At 66.8% G+C, this 18,245-nt stretch carries 13 protein-coding genes; 7 read left to right on the top strand and 6 right to left on the bottom strand.

What is annotated here, in order from left to right; translation table 11 throughout:
* Nucleotides 1-48 precede the first annotated feature (48 nt).
* Together AC07WC_RS08530 and AC07WC_RS08535 are read right to left on the bottom strand one after the other, a co-directional pair.
* On the bottom strand, nt 49-3,228 hold the full coding sequence (locus AC07WC_RS08530; RefSeq protein ID WP_495209620.1) for a TonB-dependent receptor: 3,180 nt from the start codon (nt 3,226-3,228) through the stop codon (nt 49-51).
* Between the two features lie 262 nt (nt 3,229-3,490).
* Complete coding sequence (locus tag AC07WC_RS08535; RefSeq protein WP_495209621.1) at nt 3,491-6,250, bottom strand: TonB-dependent receptor; 2,760 nt, start codon at nt 6,248-6,250, stop codon at nt 3,491-3,493.
* 271 nt (nt 6,251-6,521) lie between these two features.
* Between AC07WC_RS08535 and AC07WC_RS08540 the strand changes: the two genes are divergently transcribed.
* Nucleotides 6,522-7,538 carry a sugar kinase gene (locus AC07WC_RS08540; RefSeq protein ID WP_495209622.1) on the top strand — a complete coding sequence of 339 codons (1,017 nt, stop codon included), beginning with the start codon at nt 6,522-6,524 and terminating at the stop codon, nt 7,536-7,538.
* Entirely contained in the window at nt 7,525-8,163 is a 639-nt protein-coding gene (eda, locus tag AC07WC_RS08545) for a bifunctional 4-hydroxy-2-oxoglutarate aldolase/2-dehydro-3-deoxy-phosphogluconate aldolase (protein ID WP_495209623.1), read from the top strand. The genes AC07WC_RS08540 and eda overlap by 14 nt, the downstream gene beginning before the upstream one ends.
* 19 nt (nt 8,164-8,182) lie before the next feature.
* Here the strand turns inward: eda and AC07WC_RS08550 are convergent, their stop codons facing one another.
* Nucleotides 8,183-10,066: a sigma-54-dependent Fis family transcriptional regulator gene (locus tag AC07WC_RS08550; RefSeq protein ID WP_495209624.1), complete on the bottom strand. Its 1,884-nt coding sequence runs from the start codon at nt 10,064-10,066 to the stop codon at nt 8,183-8,185.
* A 146-nt stretch (nt 10,067-10,212) separates the two neighbouring features.
* Here AC07WC_RS08550 and adh point away from each other — a divergent pair, with 146 nt between their 5' ends.
* The 4 genes from adh to AC07WC_RS08570 all read left to right on the top strand — a co-directional run bounded on the left by adh (nt 10,213) and on the right by AC07WC_RS08570 (nt 13,757).
* Nucleotides 10,213-11,700 carry an aldehyde dehydrogenase gene (gene adh / locus AC07WC_RS08555; protein WP_495209625.1) on the top strand — a complete coding sequence of 496 codons (1,488 nt, stop codon included), beginning with the start codon at nt 10,213-10,215 and terminating at the stop codon, nt 11,698-11,700.
* 86 nt (nt 11,701-11,786) lie between these two features.
* Nucleotides 11,787-12,815 carry an alcohol dehydrogenase AdhP gene (gene adhP, locus AC07WC_RS08560; RefSeq protein WP_481434681.1) on the top strand — a complete coding sequence of 343 codons (1,029 nt, stop codon included), beginning with the start codon at nt 11,787-11,789 and terminating at the stop codon, nt 12,813-12,815.
* Nucleotides 12,816-12,927: 112 nt separating this feature from the next.
* Nucleotides 12,928-13,305: a DUF779 domain-containing protein gene (locus tag AC07WC_RS08565; protein WP_495209626.1), complete on the top strand. Its 378-nt coding sequence runs from the start codon at nt 12,928-12,930 to the stop codon at nt 13,303-13,305.
* Between the two features lie 56 nt (nt 13,306-13,361).
* Complete coding sequence (locus AC07WC_RS08570) at nt 13,362-13,757, top strand: hypothetical protein (RefSeq protein WP_495209627.1); 396 nt, start codon at nt 13,362-13,364, stop codon at nt 13,755-13,757.
* Here AC07WC_RS08570 and ligD read toward each other — a convergent pair whose 3' ends face one another.
* The 3 genes from ligD to AC07WC_RS08585 all read right to left on the bottom strand — a co-directional run bounded on the left by ligD (nt 13,758) and on the right by AC07WC_RS08585 (nt 17,752).
* Nucleotides 13,758-16,310, bottom strand: coding sequence for a DNA ligase D (gene ligD / locus AC07WC_RS08575; protein WP_495209628.1), 2,553 nt, complete (start codon nt 16,308-16,310; stop codon nt 13,758-13,760).
* 6 nt (nt 16,311-16,316) lie between these two features.
* A complete protein-coding gene (gene ku, locus AC07WC_RS08580; protein ID WP_495209629.1) occupies nt 16,317-17,258 on the bottom strand; it encodes a non-homologous end joining protein Ku in 942 nt (313 codons plus the stop codon).
* Nucleotides 17,259-17,356: 98 nt separating this feature from the next.
* A complete protein-coding gene (locus AC07WC_RS08585; RefSeq protein WP_495209630.1) occupies nt 17,357-17,752 on the bottom strand; it encodes a hypothetical protein in 396 nt (131 codons plus the stop codon).
* 143 nt (nt 17,753-17,895) lie between these two features.
* Here AC07WC_RS08585 and AC07WC_RS08590 point away from each other — a divergent pair, with 143 nt between their 5' ends.
* Nucleotides 17,896-18,237 (top strand): hypothetical protein, encoded by a 342-nt coding sequence (locus AC07WC_RS08590; protein WP_495209631.1) that lies wholly within the window; start codon nt 17,896-17,898, stop codon nt 18,235-18,237.
* Nucleotides 18,238-18,245 lie beyond the last annotated feature (8 nt).

Raw genomic sequence — 18,245 nt, forward strand, 5'->3', positions numbered from 1 at the left:
AGAAGGACGGGGACGGGCGCGATACCGGTGGCGGAAGACGCAGCACGGTCAGAACTTGTAGCGCAGGCCGAGGTAGTACTGGCGGCCGGTGTGGGTGTAGCGGTCCGGCAACGACAGGGCCGAATCGACATAGCGCTCGTCGGCGGTGTCCAGCAGGTTGATCGCCTCGAAGGTCAGCGAGAGGTTCTTGTTGACCTTGTAGGACATGTTGAAGTCCACGTTCTCCACGCTGTACTTGCCCTGCACATCGGCGGTGGCGTACGGGTTGCCGTCCAGGTCCCACACGTTCTCCTGCGACAGGATCGTGCTGATGTACGCGTCGCGGTAGCTGGTGGAAACGCGGGCGCTGAAGCGGCCGTCGTCGTAGTACAGGGTGGCGTTGTACGAGTTCGGCGACAGGTTCAGCAGGTCGTTCTCGGTGTAGGTGGTGACGATGGTGCTGCCGGTGCCCGAGCTGAACATGTACTTGATCTTGGATTCGACGTGCGTGTAGTTCAGCTGCACGCCGAAGTTGCGCCAGAAGCCGGGCAGGAAGCTGAAAGGCTGCTGGTAGGACACTTCATAGCCCTTGAGCGGGCCGCCCGGGGTGTTGAAGTAGCTCTGCACGTTGAACACGGTGTCCGCGCTGAAGCCGGTCGGCAGCAGATCCAGCGAGTAACCCATGTCGGCCCAGGTGGTGAGCAGGCGGGTGCGCTGCACGTAACTGTCGATGTCCTTGTAGAACACCGCCGCCGACAGCAGCGCGCCTTCGTCGAAGTACCACTCCGCGCTGAGGTCGTAGTTGGTCGAGCGGAACGGGTCCAGCTTGGGGTTGCCCAGGTTGATCGAGTACGCGCGGTCATCGTCGAAGTAGGCGGTCGGGCCACCGCTGACGCTGGGCGACAGGTTGGACAGGGTCGGGCGGGCCATGGTCTTGGCTGCGCCGAAGCGCAGCACGAAGGTATCGCTCAGGTCCCAGGCCAGGTTCAACGAGGGCAGCCAGTCGTCGTACTTGTGGCCGACCCGGGTGGCGACCTGCAGGCGTTCGCCCGGGTCGGCGGTGGCGCTGGCCACGCCGAAGAACGGTGCGCAGGCCGCGGACAGCTCGTTCGCATTGGCCGCGGTGCACGGCGCATAGCCATCGGCGGTGATGCGGGTCTGCACATAGCGCACGCCGAGGTTGCCGCGGAACGCGCGGCCGAGCAGATCGGTGTTGAAGTCCAGCTGCAGGTAGCTGCCGTAGCTCTTCTCGTTGACGTCGAAGTTGTTGTTGGACGCGCCGAAGTGGCCGACGCTGGCCAGGCGGTAGTCGCCGCCCAGCGCGCCGGTGTCGCAGTTGCAGTAGATGTCCAGCAGCTTGGCGATCTGGTTGAAGTCCGGCACCAGCCAGGCATTGGGCAGGTTGCCGTGCATGCCCTTGCCGAAGCCGCCCAGCGTATCGCTCAGGTCACCCACGCCCACACCGTCCGGCAGGGCCTGCGACAGGCGCCCGTAGCTGATGTTGCGGTACTCCTGCGTGCTCATGTCGTAGTCCTTGTAGGCCAGACCGCCGCGCAGGGTGAAGGTGGGACTGATGTCGAAGGTCAGGTCGACCTTGGCCGTATCGAAAGCGTTGTCGACGTACTGCGGATTCAAGCGCACTTCACTGATGTTGCCGCCGCGCGCGGTGCCGTTGGCGTTGACCGGCGTGCTGCCGTAGCCGAGCCATTGCCAGTTGTCGACGGCGTTTGGATCGAACGGGAAGGACATCGCCGGCACCTTGCCGTTGCGCATGTCCAGCACGAAACCGTCCAGGTTGCTGTTGTCGAAGCTGACCATCGAGAAGATCGGCCGCTCGTAGTTCGATTCGGAATGTCCGACCACCGCATCCAGGCGCACCGCGTCGTTGAAGCGATGCTCCAGGTTCAGGCTGAACTGCTTGAACTCGGTGCTTTCTTCGATGGCAGTGGATTCGGTGCGGAAGTCGACGTTGTCGAACACCCCGTAAGTGAGGCGGTTCTGCGCATCGGCCTGTGCCTCGCGGACCACGATCTGGGTCTTGCCGCCGTACTGTGCGGTGCGGTGCAGGTTGGCGCCGAGGGAATCTTCGCGCACGTTCTTGTCGAGCTTCGAGTACAGCAGGTCGAGGTTCAGCTGCGTATCGTCGTTGACCTTGAACTGCAGCGCGCCGGTGACACCCAGGCGCTCGATCTCGTGCTCGGTGCGGACGTAGCGCGGGTAGCGCGGGATCCACGCATTGGTCGCGGTCTCGTAGGCAGCGATGTTCCCGGCCGTCGCCGCAGGGCGATCCAGGCCGGGGCCGCAGTGGGTGGCATCGATCCCGTAGCTGCCCCAGCCGTTGCTGCGCGCCTGGTTGGCGGCGCTGCCGACGCCGGCGGCGGTTTCGTTGGCCAGCGGGTTGCGTGGGGTCTGCGGGTCGTAGCCGGCCGGGCTGCAGAAACCGTACGTGCCGTTGTTGGCCGCGGTGCTCTGGTTGGAATTGCGGTAGTTGCCATGCTCCCAGCGGACCGGGTTGTAGCCTTCTTCGAAGATGGTGCGCTTGCTGTACGCCACCGACATCAGCGCGCCCACCCGGCCATCGGCCCAGGTGTTGCTGATCAGGCCGGAGATGCGCGGATCCTTGTTCCTGGACAGCTCGTTGTAGCCATACTGGCCGCCGAGCGACGCCTGGAAGCCGTCGAAATCGAACGGGCGTGAGCCACGCAGGTCGACCGTGGCGCCGAGCGAGCCCTCGTCGGTCTGCGCCGACTGGGTCTTGTTGATCTTGACCCGGCTGAACAGCTCCGAGGCGAACGTGTTGAAGTCGAAACCGCGGCTGCGGTTGACCCCGGTGGTGCCGCTGCCTGCGGTGGACAACGCTTCCAGGCCATTGATGCGCACGCGGGTGAAGTCCGAGCCCAGGCCGCGCACGGAGATCTGTTGGCCTTCGCCGCCTTCGCGGTCGATTGAAACACCGGCGATGCGCTGCATCGACTCGGCAAGATTCAGATCGGGGAACTTGCCGATGTCTTCGGCGTAGATCGCATCGACCTGCTCGACGCTGTAACGCTTTTCATCCAGCGACTGCTGCAGGCTTTCGCGGTAGGTCGCTTTGACCTCCACCTTGTCCAGGTCGACCGCGTTGAGTGCAGCGGCCTGTTCGGGGGTCTGCTGGGCGGCGGCGATGCCGGCCGCGCTCTGCAGCGCCAAGGCGATCGAGACCGCGAGCAAGGTAACCGGTGTCTTTTTGCGGGTGTCCTGTCGTTCCATCGTGTGTAACCCCCTCCCAGGGTGCGCCGCCATGCGACCAAGATGTTGATGAGTCATGACGTCCGGCCTCCCCCGGAGCGTCTGTCGCGCGTTGCCGCGGTGACACCGCTGGTCATCCGAAACGTAACAAACCCTTCACGGGGCGGCATCTTGCGCCGCAGCAGCGTGCGTGTGCTGGCAAGGGTCGGGGATGGCAGCGATGGCGGCGGGCGCGCAGCCGGCGGCGTGATCACTCACGCCGCCGGTGGGTATCGCCGTTGCATCAGAACTTGTAGCGCACGCCCAGCAGGAACTGGCGGCCGGTTTCGGTGTACTGCAGCGGCAGCTGACCGGTGGCCGGCGAATAGACCCACTCGTCGGACGCTTCGTTGGTCAGGTTGATGCCTTCCAGGCTCAGTTCGAGCTGGTCGCTGATGGTGTAGCGGATCGAGGCATCGATGACGGTGGTGCCGGTCATGCCGTGGTAGCCGTCGATGTTGAAGCCGGTTTCGGTACCCGGGGCCTGGGTCAGGTAATCGTCGCGGTTGGTCGCCGAGACGCGGCCGGAGAACACCTTTCCTTCGTAGAACAGGGTGGCGTTCCAGGACGACTTGGACAGGCCGGTCAGGTCGGTCTTCATCACCGGCTGGCCGGCGGCGTTGAGGTACTGGATCTGCGACTCCACCCAGGTGTAGTTCAACTGCACGCCCAGGTTCGACCACTTGCCGGGCAGGAAGGTGAAGGGTTGGGTGTAGTTGGCTTCCACGCCGTGCAGTTCCCCACCCGGGGTGTTGACCGGCCGGCTGTAGGTGAAGTCATCGGTGGGCGATGCGCCGGTGCCGATCAGCAGCGAGGCGGGCAGCCCGCTGTCGGAGTACGGACGCACCTCGCGGGTGGTCTGCACGAAGCTCTCGATGTCCTTGTAGAACAGACCGATGCCGGCCATCGCGCCTTCGGCGAAGTACCATTCGAAACCGAGGTCGACGTTGGTCGCGCGGATCGGCTCCAGGTCCGGGTTGCCGCTGGAGATGGTGCGTGCACCACCGGCCACGGCCACCGTTGCGCCCGGCGTCAGGCTGCCCAGGCCCGGGCGGCTCATCACTTTGGCCGCGCCAAGGCGGATCAGGAAGTCCGGAGTGACTTCCGCCACCAGGTTGAACGAGGGCAAGGTGTCGTTGTAGGTGCGGTTTTCAGTGGTGGAGACCGTACCGGTGGCCAACGTGGACAGGCCGGTGGAGCTCTGCTTGGTGCGCACGTAACGCACGCCGACGTTGCCCGACAGCGGCAGGCTGCCCAGCTCGGTGGAGAACTCGCCCATCAGGTAGGCGCCACGGTCCTTTTCTTCGACGCTGCGCACGTTGTTGGCGCGCGGAGCGACGGCGAAGATGCCGCTGTTGCTGTAGATGTCGAACTGATCGGCGATGGCGTTCAGATCCGGCACCACCCAGTTGGACGGCGTGCCGTTGATGCCCTTCAGGCCGGCCTGCTCGGTCATGTCCACCGGCACGATCTTGGTGCCATCGGGGAAGTTCGGCACGGCCAGTTCGCTGGCGCGGCGCAGTTCAGTGGTCTTGAACGTGTAGTCCTTGGCCAGCACGCCGCCCTTCAGGCGGAAGCCCGGGCTGATGTTCCAGTTGAAGTCCAACTGGCCGGTATCGAAGTCATTGTCCACGTATTGCGGGCGCAGGCGGATCTCCGCCAGTTCCCAGCCGGCCGGGTTGGTCGGATCGATGCCGTAGTTCAGCGTCGGGAACCGGCTGTTGCCCCGGTAGTCGTAGCTGTAGTTGTCGACATCGTACTTGTCCATGATGACCGTGGTCTGGATCGGGTTCTCGTGCTTGGAGCGCGAGATACCGACCTTGCCGGACAAGGTGAAGTCGTCGCCGAAGCGGTGCTGGCCGTTGAGGCTGAGCTGCTTGAACTCGGTGCTCCACTCGTCATGGCGGTTTTCGGTGCGGATGTCGACATTGTCGAACTCGCCGTAGACCAGGGCGTTGTTTTCGATCACGCCGTTCTTGACGATGGTGGCCGGTTTGCCGACCAGGCGTGGCGTGGTGCTGGTGCCGCGGCTGAAGGAGATCGCCTCGATGTAGTGCTCGTCGCGGGTGGCATCGATCTTGGAATACAGCGCGTCGAGCGAGAACTCGGTGGCATCGCTCGGCTTCCACTGCAGGGTACCGGTCACGCCCAGGCGCTTCTGCTCATGCTCCATCTGCACGTAGCGCGGGAAGCGCGGGTGGTAGACGTCGGCCGAGCGCGCTTCGGCGAACGGCGAGGCCGCGCTGAAGTTGCCGTTGCTCGGGCCATTGGCCCAGCGGCCGGTGTTGGAGCCTTCTTCCAGCGCCTGGCGCTCGGAATAGGCGACCGACAACAGCGCACCGAAGGTGCCATCGGCGAAGGTGTTGGAGATCAGTGCGGCCATGCGCGGGTCGGCCTTCTCAGCCATCGCGTTGTAGCCGGCCTGGCCGCTGGCGGCGAAGGTGAAGCCGTCATAATCGAACGGGCGCGCCGTGCGCAGATCGACCGTGGCCCCCAGCGAGCCTTCCTCGACATCGGCCGAGGCGGTCTTTCGCACCATCAACTGCGAGAACAGGTCGGAGGCGAACACGTTGAAATCGAAGCCGCGGCCACGGTTGGTGCCGCCACTCTGGTCACCAGCGCCAACCGTGGTCAGTGCTTCCATGCCGTTGATGCGCACGCGGGTGAAGTCCGGGCCGAGACCACGCACGGAGATGTTGCGGCCTTCGCCGGCTTCACGGGTGATGACCACGCCCGGAATACGCTGCAACGACTCGGCCAGGTTCAGATCCGGGAACTTGCCGATATCCTCGGCGACGATGGCATCGACCACGCCGGCTTCGCCACGCTTGATGTCCAGCGCCTTCTCGACACTGGCGCGGTAGCCGGTGACGGTGACGGTATCCAGATCGGTGGGGTTGGTGGTGCCCGCATCCTGGGCCAGCGCGGTACCACTCAGCGCCAGGCCAATCGACAATGCGAGCAAGGTAACCGGTGTCTTTTTCTGCGTGTTCTGGACTTGCATGTTTTCCCTCTCCCAAGGTGCTACATGAAACAGCTATCCAACGACATGTCAGTGCAATGACACCGCTGGTCAGGGCGGACGTTAACAGCACGTTAGCGATCCGGCATCTTGCACCGCAGCAGATACGCAATGTCCCGGAGACGCTTGCGGGACAATGGTTCCGACATTCGGGACAGGTGGACGGGACGGCGTCCATCGCTAGAATGACACCGCTAGCCATTGCTGTCGGGCGCCTTGGTGGTGCCTGCAGCCCTCACAAGGATCCAGGACCATGAGTCGTGTTGTCTGTTTCGGAGAGTTGTTGCTGCGCATGAGCGCTCCCGGCCGCGAACTGCTGCTGCAGCGCCCGCAGTTGGCCGTGCATGCCGGTGGCGCGGAAGCCAATGTGGGTGTCTCGCTGGCCCATCTGGGGCATGCGGTGGCGGCGGTCAGCACGGTGCCGGCCAACCCGCTGGGTGAGTATGCCGTGGGCGAACTGCGCCGGCATGGCGTGGATACCACGGCGGTGCGCCGCACCGAAGGCCGCATGGGCCTGTACTTCCTGACCACCGGCGCCGTGCAGCGCGCCAGCGAAGTGGTCTACGACCGCGCCGATTCGGCCTTCGCCAACAGCAGCGCCGCCGACTACGACTGGGACACGCTGCTGACCGGTGCCGACTGGCTGCACCTGTCCGGGGTCAGCCCGGCGCTCAATCCGGCGATGGCCCAGGCCACGCTCGCTGCCGCGCGCGCGGCCTGCGCGCGCGGGGTGAAGGTGTCCTTCGATGGCAACTTCCGTCCGTCGCTGTGGGCACGCTGGCAGGGCGATGCGCCCGGCATCCTGCGCGAGCTGTTTGCCTGCGCTGATCTGGTCTTCGCTGACTACCGCGACATCGGCGTGGTGCTTGGCGGTGACTTCGCGCAGGCCGATGTGCGTGAGCGAGTCGATGCGGCCGCGGCGCAGGCCTTCGCCGCCTTCCCGCGGCTGCAGTGGATGGCCTGCACCCAGCGCACGCCGCACAGCGTGGACAACCATGCGCTCGGGGCGATGCTGATCGGCCGCGACGGCACCCGCGCGGTGGCGCCGACCCGCGAGATGATCGGCATCGTGGACCGCATTGGCGGTGGCGATGCCTTCGCCGCCGGCATCCTGCATGGCATGATGCGCGGCTTCGCGCCGGATACGATCGTGCGCTTCGGCCTGGCTGCAGGCTGCCTGAAGCATTCCATCCCCGGCGACTTCAACCCTGTCAGCGAGGCTGACATCATGGCCCTCACGGGCGAGGAGCGATTCGATGTCCGGCGCTGATCCGCGCGTACGCGCAGTCCTGAAACTGGCCCCGGTGATTCCGGTATTCACCCCGGAAAACGTCGACGATGCCGTCGAGGTCGCGCGTGCACTGTTCAATGGCGGCCTGCCGGTGATCGAAGTGACGCTGCGCACGCCGATGGCGATGGACGCGATCCAGGCGATGGTCGAGGCCGTACCCGATGCCGTGGTCGGCGCCGGTACCGTGCTGACGGCCGCGCAGATGGAGAAGGTCAAGCAGGTGGGTGGGCGCTTCGCGGTGTCGCCGGGCGCGACCCCGCGCCTGTATGCCGCTGCACGCGATACCGACCTGCCGTTCCTGCCGGGCGTGGCGACTTCCTCGGAGTTGATGCTCGGCCTGGAACACGGCCTGGACACCTTCAAGTTCTTCCCGGCGGTGCAGGCCGGCGGCGCGGCGATGCTGTCGGCGTGGAACGGCCCGTTCGGCGATGTGCGCTTCTGCCCGACCGGCGGGATCAGCGCGCAGATCGCGCGCGACTTCCTGCACCTGCCCAACGTATTGTGCGTGGGCGGTTCCTGGCTGACCACGCGCGCCCTGCTGCAGGCCAGGGACTGGGCCGGCATCGAGCAGCTCGCACGCGATTCGGCCGCGCTGGTCGGCTGAGCCCGCATGGCCTGCCGCCTCAGTGGCGGCGGGCTGTCGCGCCGACGCGGCGATACAGGGTGCTGCGGCTGATGCCCAGCGCGCGTGCCGCCTGGGCGACATTGCCATGGCTGGCCCGCAGCGCGTCGCGCATCGCGGTTTCGGTCATTGCGTCCAACCCCTCGGCCGTGGACGGCATCACCGGGGTGGGCGCTGCCTGCAGATAGGCCGGCGGCATCGCATGCCGGATCACCTCACCCGGATCGCTCAGCGCCACCAGCGTGCGCAGGCACGAACACAGCTGCCGCACGTTGCCCGGCCAGGAATACCCGGCCAGCGCCTCCAGCGCCGCGCTCTCCAGTTGCCGGCCCTGGCCGAGCCGTTGCCACAGGCCCCGCACGAGCGCCGCACGGTCGGCATGCTCGCGCAGTGCCGGCAGGCGTACACCGTGGTCGGCGATGCGGTAGTAGAGATCGCTGCGGAAGCCACCGGCGGCCATGGCCTGATCCAGGTCGCGGTGGGTGGCGCAGATCAGGGCGAAATCCAGCTGCACCGGCTTGCCGCCCCCCAGCGGTGACAGCGTGCGCTCCTGCAGCACGCGCAACAGGCGCGGCTGCAGGGCCAGCGGCATGTCGCCGATTTCATCGAGGAACAGCACCCCGCCCTGGGCCTGCCGCAGCAGGCCGGCATTGCCGCTCTTGCGCGCGCCGGTGAAGGCACCTTCCTCGTAGCCGAACAGCTCGGCTTCGATCAGACCTTCCGGCAGCGCCGCGCAGTTGACCGCCACGAAGGGCTTGTCGGCACGCAGGCTGCGCCGATGCAGTTCGCGGGCGAAGACTTCCTTGCCGGTGCCGGTTTCCCCCTGCAGCAGCACCGGCAGCTGCGCATCCAGCACGCGGCAGGCGCGCTCGAGCACCTGTTGCTGGGCTGCGTCGAACAGAGGGGCGGCATCCACCCGCACCGCAGCCGCGGCGGCTCGCGCGGGTGCCGCCGGGGTCGGACGCGCGGGCAGCGGCGAGCGGACCGTGGCGCCACCGCATGGGCTCACGTGGCCGTACAGCGCGCGCCCCTGGCGGTCGACCAGCGCGCCGTCATCGTGCAGGCGGGAGAGCGGAGCATCGAACAGCGCCTCGTAAGGCGCTCTGCCGATGTCGCCGTGGTCCAGACCGAACAGCGCCAGCCCGGCACGGTTGGCGGCCACCAGGCGACCATTGCGAAAGCCCAGCACGCCTTCGCGCGCGGTGCCGAGCAGCCCGGCGTCGTGATGCAGGCGGACCACCTCGCAGTCGCCCAGCCCCGCCTCGAAGTAGCGGTGCTCGATATGCGCCACCGCCTGCCGCGCCAGCACACGCGCATGCAGGTGCTGCTGGCGCGCATCACCGGAGATATCGAGCACGCCGACCCGCTGACCGTACGGATCGAAGATCGGCGTCGCCGAACAGGTCAGGATCCCGTGCGGGGCGAAGTAGTGCTCGCCACCGCGCACCTCCACCGAGCGGCCTTCGACGATCGCGGTGCCGATCGCATTGGTGCCCACCGTGGTTTCATCCCAGCGCACGCCCGGCATCAACGCCACCCGCCCGGCCTTGTCCAGAAACGCCGGGTTGCCCTCGGCATCCAGGATCCAGCCGGCTTCGTCGGTGAGCAGCGCGATGCTGCCGGTGGCGGCGATGTCCGCGGCCAGGCCATCCAGCTCCGGCCGCGCCAACCGCCACAGCGTTTCCTGGCGCTGGCGCAGCTCGCGCAGGCGTGCGTCCGGCAGCGGCTCGACCTCCGGCTGTGCGTCCACCGAGAGCCCGCCGCGCTGGCAGCGCTGCCACGACTGCAGGATGGTGTCGGGCACGATGCCGACCGGCGCCGCACCGCGCTCGAAGAACGAGCGCCGTGCATTACCGAGACGGTGCTGGAGCGGAAGCTGGGACACCTGGACTCTCCAGTGTCGCAATCTGCGACAGTTGTAGCGGGGCCTGTTCCGATAAACACCACACCCGTCGTTACCGTGCAATGACCGGCCGTGGTGCACCGCATCAGTTTCCGGGGTGTTCTCCAATCCGTATGCCGGGTGAGGCCATGCCGCACTGCACCACACCGAACCTGGCATCGTCCTTGCGCCATGGAACAGACCCTTACCGGGCCTGTCCACCGCCATCCGGAGATGCACATTTCGAAAACACCACCCCGGTGACCGGCAAGGTGTTCACCGAGGTCGCCCGTTCCAACGCCGAAGACATCGAAGCGGCGCTGGACGCGGCTCACGCGGCCAGGACCGCCTGGGGCCAGGCCTCGACCACCGAGCGCGCCAACATCCTCAACAGGATCGCCGACCGGATCGAGGAGAACCTCGAGCTGCTCGCCCACGCCGAAACCTGGGACAACGGCAAGCCGATCCGCGAAACGCTCAACGCCGACGTGCCGCTGATGGCCGATCACTTCCGCTACTTCGCCGGTGCGGTGCGGGCGCAGGAAGGCAGCCTGTCGGAGATCGACAAGGACACCATCGCCTACCACTTCCACGAACCACTCGGCGTGGTCGGGCAGATCATCCCGTGGAACTTCCCGATGCTGATGGCGGCCTGGAAGCTGGCGCCCGCGCTGGCCGCCGGCAACTGCGTGGTGCTCAAGCCGGCCGAGCAGACGCCGGCCTCGATCCTGGTGCTGATGGAAGTGATCGGCGACCTGCTGCCCAAGGGCGTGCTCAACGTGGTCAATGGCTTCGGCGTGGAGGCGGGCAAGCCGCTGGCCTCCAACCCGCGCATCGCCAAGATCGCCTTCACCGGCGAAACCACCACGGGCCGCCTGATCATGCAGTACGCCAGCCAGAACCTGATCCCGGTGACGCTGGAACTGGGCGGCAAATCGCCGAACATCTTCTTCGCCGACGTGATGGCCGAAGACGATGACTTCCTCGACAAGGCCGTGGAAGGCTTCGTGCTGTTCGCCTTCAACCAGGGCGAGGTGTGCACCTGTCCCTCGCGCGCGCTGATCCAGGAATCGATCTACGAGAAATTCATGGAACGCGCGCTCAAGCGCGTGGCCGCGATCAAACAGGGCAATCCGCTCGATCCCAACACCATGGTCGGCGCACAGGCCTCCTCCGAGCAGCTGGAGAAGATCCTTTCCTACTTCGACATCGGTCGGCAGGAAGGCGCGCAGGTGCTGATCGGCGGCGAGCAGGCCGGGGGCTTCTACGTGAAGCCGACCGTGTTCAAGGGCCACAACAAGATGCGCGTGTTCCAGGAAGAGATCTTCGGGCCGGTGGTCTCGGTGACCACGTTCAAGACCGAGGAGGAAGCGCTGGAGCTCGCCAACGACACCCTGTACGGCCTCGGCGCCGGCGTGTGGAGCCGCGATGCCTCGCGCCTGTACCGCATGGGCCGCGGCATCCAGGCCGGGCGGGTGTGGACCAACTGCTACCACGCCTATCCGGCGCATGCCGCGTTCGGCGGCTACAAGCAGTCGGGCATCGGCCGCGAGAACCACAAGATGATGCTCGACCACTACCAGCAGACCACGAACCTGCTGGTCAGCTACTCGCCCAGGAAGCTGGGCTTCTTCTGAGCCTGCCCCGGGCTTGATCCCGATCAAGGCGCCGGCATGCGGCCGGCGCCACAGTGCTGTCATTGGCAATCCACGGAGATCCACGCATGAACAAGACCATGAAGGCCGCTGTCGTCCGCGAATTCGGAAAGCCGTTGCGCATCGAGGAAGTCGAGGTGCCGCGCCCCGGCCCGGGCGACATCCTGGTGAAGATCGAAGCCTGTGGCGTGTGCCACACCGACCTGCACGCGGTGGACGGTGACTGGCCGGTCAAGCCCAACCCGCCCTTCATTCCCGGCCACGAGGGCGTGGGCCATGTGGTGGCGGTCGGCGCCGGGGTCAGCCATATCCGCGAAGGCGACCGTGTCGGCATCCCGTGGCTGTATTCGGCGTGCGGCTACTGCGAGCACTGCCTGGGCGGCTGGGAAACCCTGTGCGAAGCCCAGCAGAACACCGGTTACTCGGTGAACGGTGGTTTCGCCGAATATGCCTTGGCCAATGCGGCGTATGTCGGCCTGCTGCCCAAGAGCGTGGGCTTCATCGAGGTCGCGCCGATCCTGTGTGCCGGCGTCACCGTCTACAAAGGCCTGAAGGTCACCGATACCAAGCCCGGCCAGTGGGTGGTGATTTCGGGCATCGGCGGGCTCGGCCACATGGCCGTGCAGTACGCCAAGGCGATGGGCCTGAACGTGGCCGCGGTGGATATCGACGATGGCAAGCTCGCGCTGGCCGAGCGGCTGGGCGCGACGATCACCGTCAACGCGCGCAACACCGATCCGGCCGCGTTCCTCAAGAAGGAGATCGGCGGGGCGCACGGCGCACTGGTCACCGCGGTCTCGCCGAAGGCCTTCGAGCAGGCACTGGGCATGGTCCGCCGCGGCGGCACCGTCTCGTTGAACGGCCTGCCGCCGGGCAACTTCCCGCTGGATATCTTCGGCATGGTGCTCAACGGCATCACCGTGCGTGGCTCGATCGTCGGCACCCGCCTGGACCTGCAGGAATCGCTGGAATTCGCCGAGCAGGGCAAGGTGGCCGCGACGGTCACCAGCGATTCGCTGGAAAACATCAACGACATCTTCGCGCGCATGCAGGCCGGCAGGATCGAAGGCCGCGTGGTGCTGGACATGAGCGCGTAACCCGCTGCGCGTTGCCGTCCTGCGCCGCTTCCCCTCTCCCGGTGGCAGCAGGACGGCAGCGCCGGTTCTTCTGCCCTGCCGGCCACTGGGCGGCGCCCATGGCACCCCGATCATGACCGACCTCCCGCTCCAGGTAATGGCCACCCTCCCGGCGCTGCAGCTGATCGAGACACTGCAGGCACGCCACGGCGACCTGCTGTTCCACCAGTCCGGTGGCTGCTGCGACGGCTCCTCGCCGATGTGTTTCGCCCAGGGCGATTTCATCGTTGGCGACCGCGACGTGCGCATGGGCGAGATCGGCGGGGCGCCGTTCTACATCAGCCCCGCGCAGTTCGAGTACTGGAAGCACACCCAGCTGATCATCGACGTGGTGCCCGGCCGGGGCGGGATGTTTTCACTGGAGAACGGTGAGGGCGTGCGCTTCCTGGTCCGCTCGCGCTTGTTCAGCGATGAGGAGTTCGCCCGGCTCCAGGCCGCCGGCCGGGTCTGAAACTCCCTGCGGCAACCCGTCCATAATGGCGGCTCTCCCGCCGTGACGTCCCTGCCATGCCTGTGTGGTCCGCCCTGAAGAATCCCGTGCTGTCGGTGCTGGCCGTCGTGTTCGCCTTCGCGGTGATGGTGCTGGTCAACAGCCTCGGCTCCTGGCTGGTGCCGCTGCTGCGCATCCCGCCCGGCGGCGAGCCGCAGCTGGCCTGGGACCTGGCCTGGACGATCCTCAGCGGCATCGCCGCGATCGCCTTCGCCAGCCGCTACGCGCCGACCTGGCCGCGTAGCCATGGTGGCGTGGTGTGGGCGGTGATCGCAGCCGCGTCGATCTACACCGCCTGGGATTTCGGCAGCGATTTTCCGTTCTGGTTCGTGGTGATCCTGCTGGTCTCGCTGCCGGTGCAAGCGGTGGTTGGGCTGTGGCTGGGGACCCGCTTCAGGCCAGGGCGGCCCTGATCAGCTGCCGGGCAGCACCTGCTTCACCTGCGCGATGCCCTCCCATGGGTCCTGCTTCAAGCGCTCCGCGCGCTGCAGCGCCTTCGCCATCGGGAAGGCGTCCGGCGCCGCGATGCGACCCAGTTCTTCCCAGCGCAACGGCACCGCCACGCCGGCCCCCGGCCGCGCCCGCAGCGACCACGAGCTCACGCTGGTGGCGCCGCGCGCATTTCGCAGCCAATCGATGAAGATCACCCCGTCGCGCTTGGCCTTGCTCATCGTCGCCACATAGCGGTCCGGTGCCTGGGTCGCCATGGCCTGCGCGAACGCCTCGCAGAAGTCCTTGGCGTGCGCCCAGTCGGCCTTGGGTTGCAACGGCACCACCACGTGCACCCCCTTGCCGCCGGACAGCCGGACGAAGCTTTCCAGCCCGGCTTCCTCCAGGCGCGCGCGCACATCGCGTGCGGCGGCCTTGATCTGCGTCCAGTTCACGCCTTCGCCGGGATCCAGATCGAACACCAGCCGGTCCGGATGTTCGGGATCATCGACGGTGGCGCCCCACGGATGCAGCTCCAGGGTGTTCATCTGTACCAGCTGCAGCAGGCCCTCCACATCCTCGATGTAGAGGTAATCTTCGCGCCCGCTCTTCTGCTCCAGCGGAATCGCCTTCACCGCCCCGCCCAGGCCGGTGCCATGGTGTTTCTGGAAGAAGCAGGGTTTGTCCACGCCGTCCGGACAGCGCAGCACCGACAGCGGACGGTGCGCGACCCCGGGCAGGATCCAGCGGGCCATGCGCCGGTAGTAGTCGGCCACCTCGCCCTTGGTGATCTTCGCCTTGGCGAACACCATGCGCTCGGGATGGCTGATCGTCACCGCGTTGTCGCCCTGCGCGGCGGCAGCCTTCTTGCGGCCGCTGGCGTTGGCCGGCGTGGCGGCGGTGGCGACAGCGGCGGTGGCAGCGACGCCCAGGTCCTTTGGCTGTTTGTCCTCGCGCAGGCGCTTGAAGCTGGCCTGGCGCAGCAACCCTTCCTTTGCCCAGCCGCGGAAGGCGACTTCGGCCACCAGCACCGGCTTCACCCAGTGCACGCTGCGCGCGTTGAACGGCACGTGCGAGGGCAGTTCGACCACGGCCGCCTTCACCGACAACGGTGCCAGCTGCTTGGTCAACGCACGCAGCGCGGCATCGTCGAATCCCGTGCCGACACGGCCGACATAGCGCAGCCCGCCCTTGTCCGGTGCGGCCATCAGCAACGAGCCGAAGCCGCTGCGCGATCCCTTGGGATCGGTATGCCCGACGATCAGGAACTCGTCGGTGTTCTCATGCTTGATCTTGATCCACTCGCGCGAACGCGCGTTGACGTAGGGCGCGTCGATCCGCTTGCTGATGATGCCTTCGAAGCCGGCCTCGCCACTGGCGGCGAATACCGCCGGCCCATGGTCGCGCACGTGGTCGCTGTAGGCCAGGGTGTCCGGCTTGCTGCCCAGCAGATCCTTGAGCAGGGATTTGCGCTCCAGCAGCGGGACACGGCTGACATCCACGCCGGCGATGCCCGGCATATCGAACACCACATAGCGCAGCGGCTGTTTCGCGGTGCCGTCGATGACCTTCTGCAACGCAGTGAAGTCACTGCGGCCCTGCGTATCCAGCACGACCAGTTCGCCATCCAGGCGCAGATCGCGCACCGGCAGCCGCTCGATCGCCTGCACCACCTCGGGGAAATCGTCGGTCCAGTTCAATCCGCCGCGCGAGCGCAGCGCGACCACGCCATCGCGCACATCGGCCAGCAGGCGATAGCCATCCCATTTGATTTCGTGCAGCCACTGCTCGCCATCCGGCGCGGTGGCACGGTGATCGGTCAGCTGCGGCTTGAAGTCGTGCGGGTAGGGCGTTCGGCGTGCGCCCTCCAGGGCCAGCGCGCGTTTGGACCAGCGCGCGTCGGCCTTGCGTGCGGCGCTGCGCGTCGCGGCCTTGGCCGGCGCGGTCTTCCTTGCCGGAGCGGCCTTGCTGGCCCTGGCAGCGGCGATCTTCTTCGTGCTCGCGCGTTTGCCTGGGCTCGGCGGCACCTCCAACAGGTCATCGGCCTCCATATCCCTCGCCTCGTCGTCGTCGCGTTTGATCAGCAACCACTGGTGCTGCTTGCCCTTCATCGCGGTGCGCACCAGTTTCCAGCCGCCCTTGAGGCGCTCGCCGTGCAGGACGAAGTCCATCTTGCCGGCCGCGATCGCCTCCAGCGGATCGCCATCGCAGGCCCAGGTGCCGTGATCGTAGACGTCCACATGCCCGGCGCCGTAGTGGCCGCTGGGGATATCGCCGGCAAAGGTCGCGTAGGACAGCGGGTGATCTTCGACCTCCACCGCGAGCCGTTTTTCACCGACGCGCAGCGAGGGGCCTTTGGGTACTGCCCAGCTCTTGAGCACGCCATCGGCTTCCAGCCGGAAATCGTAATGGCGCGAGCTGGCGTGGTGCAGCTGCACGACGAAGATCGGGCGCCGCGCCGGCGCACCGCGCCGCTCGGCGTCCGGCTCGGGGGTGCCGTCGAAGCGGCGTTTGCGGCGGTACTCCTGCAGGGACACGTCGGCTTACCCGGCTTTGCGCGCGGGTGCGCGCTTGGTGGTCTTCTTGGCCGCTTTGCCCGCTGTCTTGGTCGCCTTTTTGGCCGCAACGGGTTTGGCGACCTTGGCCGTGGCCTTCTTCGCCGGTGCCTTTTTCGCGGCCGGCGTGCGCTTCTTGGCATCCAGGCTCTTCTGCAGCAGGGACATGAAGTCGACCACGTTGGTCGCATCGTCCTCGCGCGGGGTCGGCTCTTCCTCCACCTTGGTGGTGCCGCCCTTGGCCTTGATGCGCTTTTTCAGCAGCACGTGCAGGCGCTCGCGGAACTCATCGTGGTACTCGTCCGGCTTCCACTCGCCGGACATCGAGGCGATCAGCTGCTCGGCCATCGCCGTTTCCTTGCTGTTGATGCGGTACTCGGAAAGGCTGCCGCTGGGCAGCTTGTACTCGTCCGGGTCCACCAGCTCCTGTGGATAACGCAGGATCATCAACACCAGTGCATCGCCGTGCGGCATCACCGCGCACAGGTACTCGCGCGTGCGCACCACCACCCGCGCGATGCCGACCTTGCCGGTACTGCGCAGCGTTTCGCGCAGCAGCACGTAGCCTTTCTCGGCTTTCTTGGCGGGCACCAGCAGGTAGGGCTTCTCGTAGTAGCGCGGATCGATCGTGGCGGCGTCGACGAAGGTCTCCACCTCGACCGCTTCATGGCTTTGCGGCGCGGCCGAGCGGATGTCGTCTTCTTCCAGCACCACGTAGCTGCCCTTGTCGTACTCGTAGGCTTTGACGATCTCCTTCCACGGCACTTCCTCGCCGGTATCGGCGTTGACCCGTTCGAAGCGGATCGGCTTGCGGTCGCGCGAATCCAGCATGCGGAAGTGCAGGTCGACATTGCGTTCGCCGGACATCAGCGACACCGGGACATTGAGCAGCCCGAATGACAGCGTGCCGGTCCAGATCGGTCGGGCCATGGTGGCGCCACTCCAACACTACAGGGAGGGCAGCTGTACCGCGGCTCGCGTGAAACGCCTGTGTCCGGCCTGTGCAGGCCGTGGCTGCATGGCCGCTGCTACTGCAGCAGGCCGTGCACCCCCGCGGCCGGCATGTGGTCCAGCGCCAGCCAGGCGTCTTCCACGACCGCACGTGCCTGCGGCCAGCCCAGCCGCGATTGACCGCGCATCTGTTCCCAGTGCTCGGCAAGTTCGCCATCGGTGTCGTCGGCCCCGCGCGGCCAGTCCGCGTAATGGGTGGTCAGCGCGAAGGCATAGGCCGGGTAGAGATCGCGCCAGCTGCGGCGTCCGTGGCTGCGACGCTGCTCATAGTCGCTGCGCATGTACTGCAGGTAGTCCTGGGCGACCGCCTGCGCGTCCTCGGCGCGGTCGCGGCGCGCGCGGCGCCCGCTCCGTTCCGGCTGCAGGTAGGCGTTGAACAACGCAGGTGCGGCACGGCGGTCCAGGCGGGGCATGACACGACTCCGACAGCGGTGGGGGAGGCAGGAATAGACCCGCCGCCGTTATCCAGCCGTGACAGATTCGTTGATGCACCGGGATTCGCAGTGACTTCACCCGCCGCGCGCTGTAGTGGGGCTCTCAGCTCTGGAGAACTCCCATGCCACGCGATCCCCTGCGCGACGCCACTGCACCGGTCCCCGGAGAGCAGCGCGCCAAACATGACAACCAGGACGCCGAAGACCGCGGCGCCGGTATGTCCGTGCCCAATGACGAGCCCGATAACCTGCCGGTGGCGGTCACCCCGGATCCCGTCCCGCGCGACCGCAAGGATTCGGCGGCCGGCGAGAAAGGCCCCGCCGGCCATCATCGCCGCGAAGATGAATACCAGCGCCGCCAGCGCAAGGAGCACGCCAGCGACAACCAGGACGAGGCGCTGGAAGAGACCTTTCCGGCCAGCGACCCGACCTCACCGTTCGTGCCGGCCAAACCGCCCAGGTAAGCCCCTTG

The organism is Stenotrophomonas sp. GW821-FHT01H02A, from assembly GCF_059422145.1.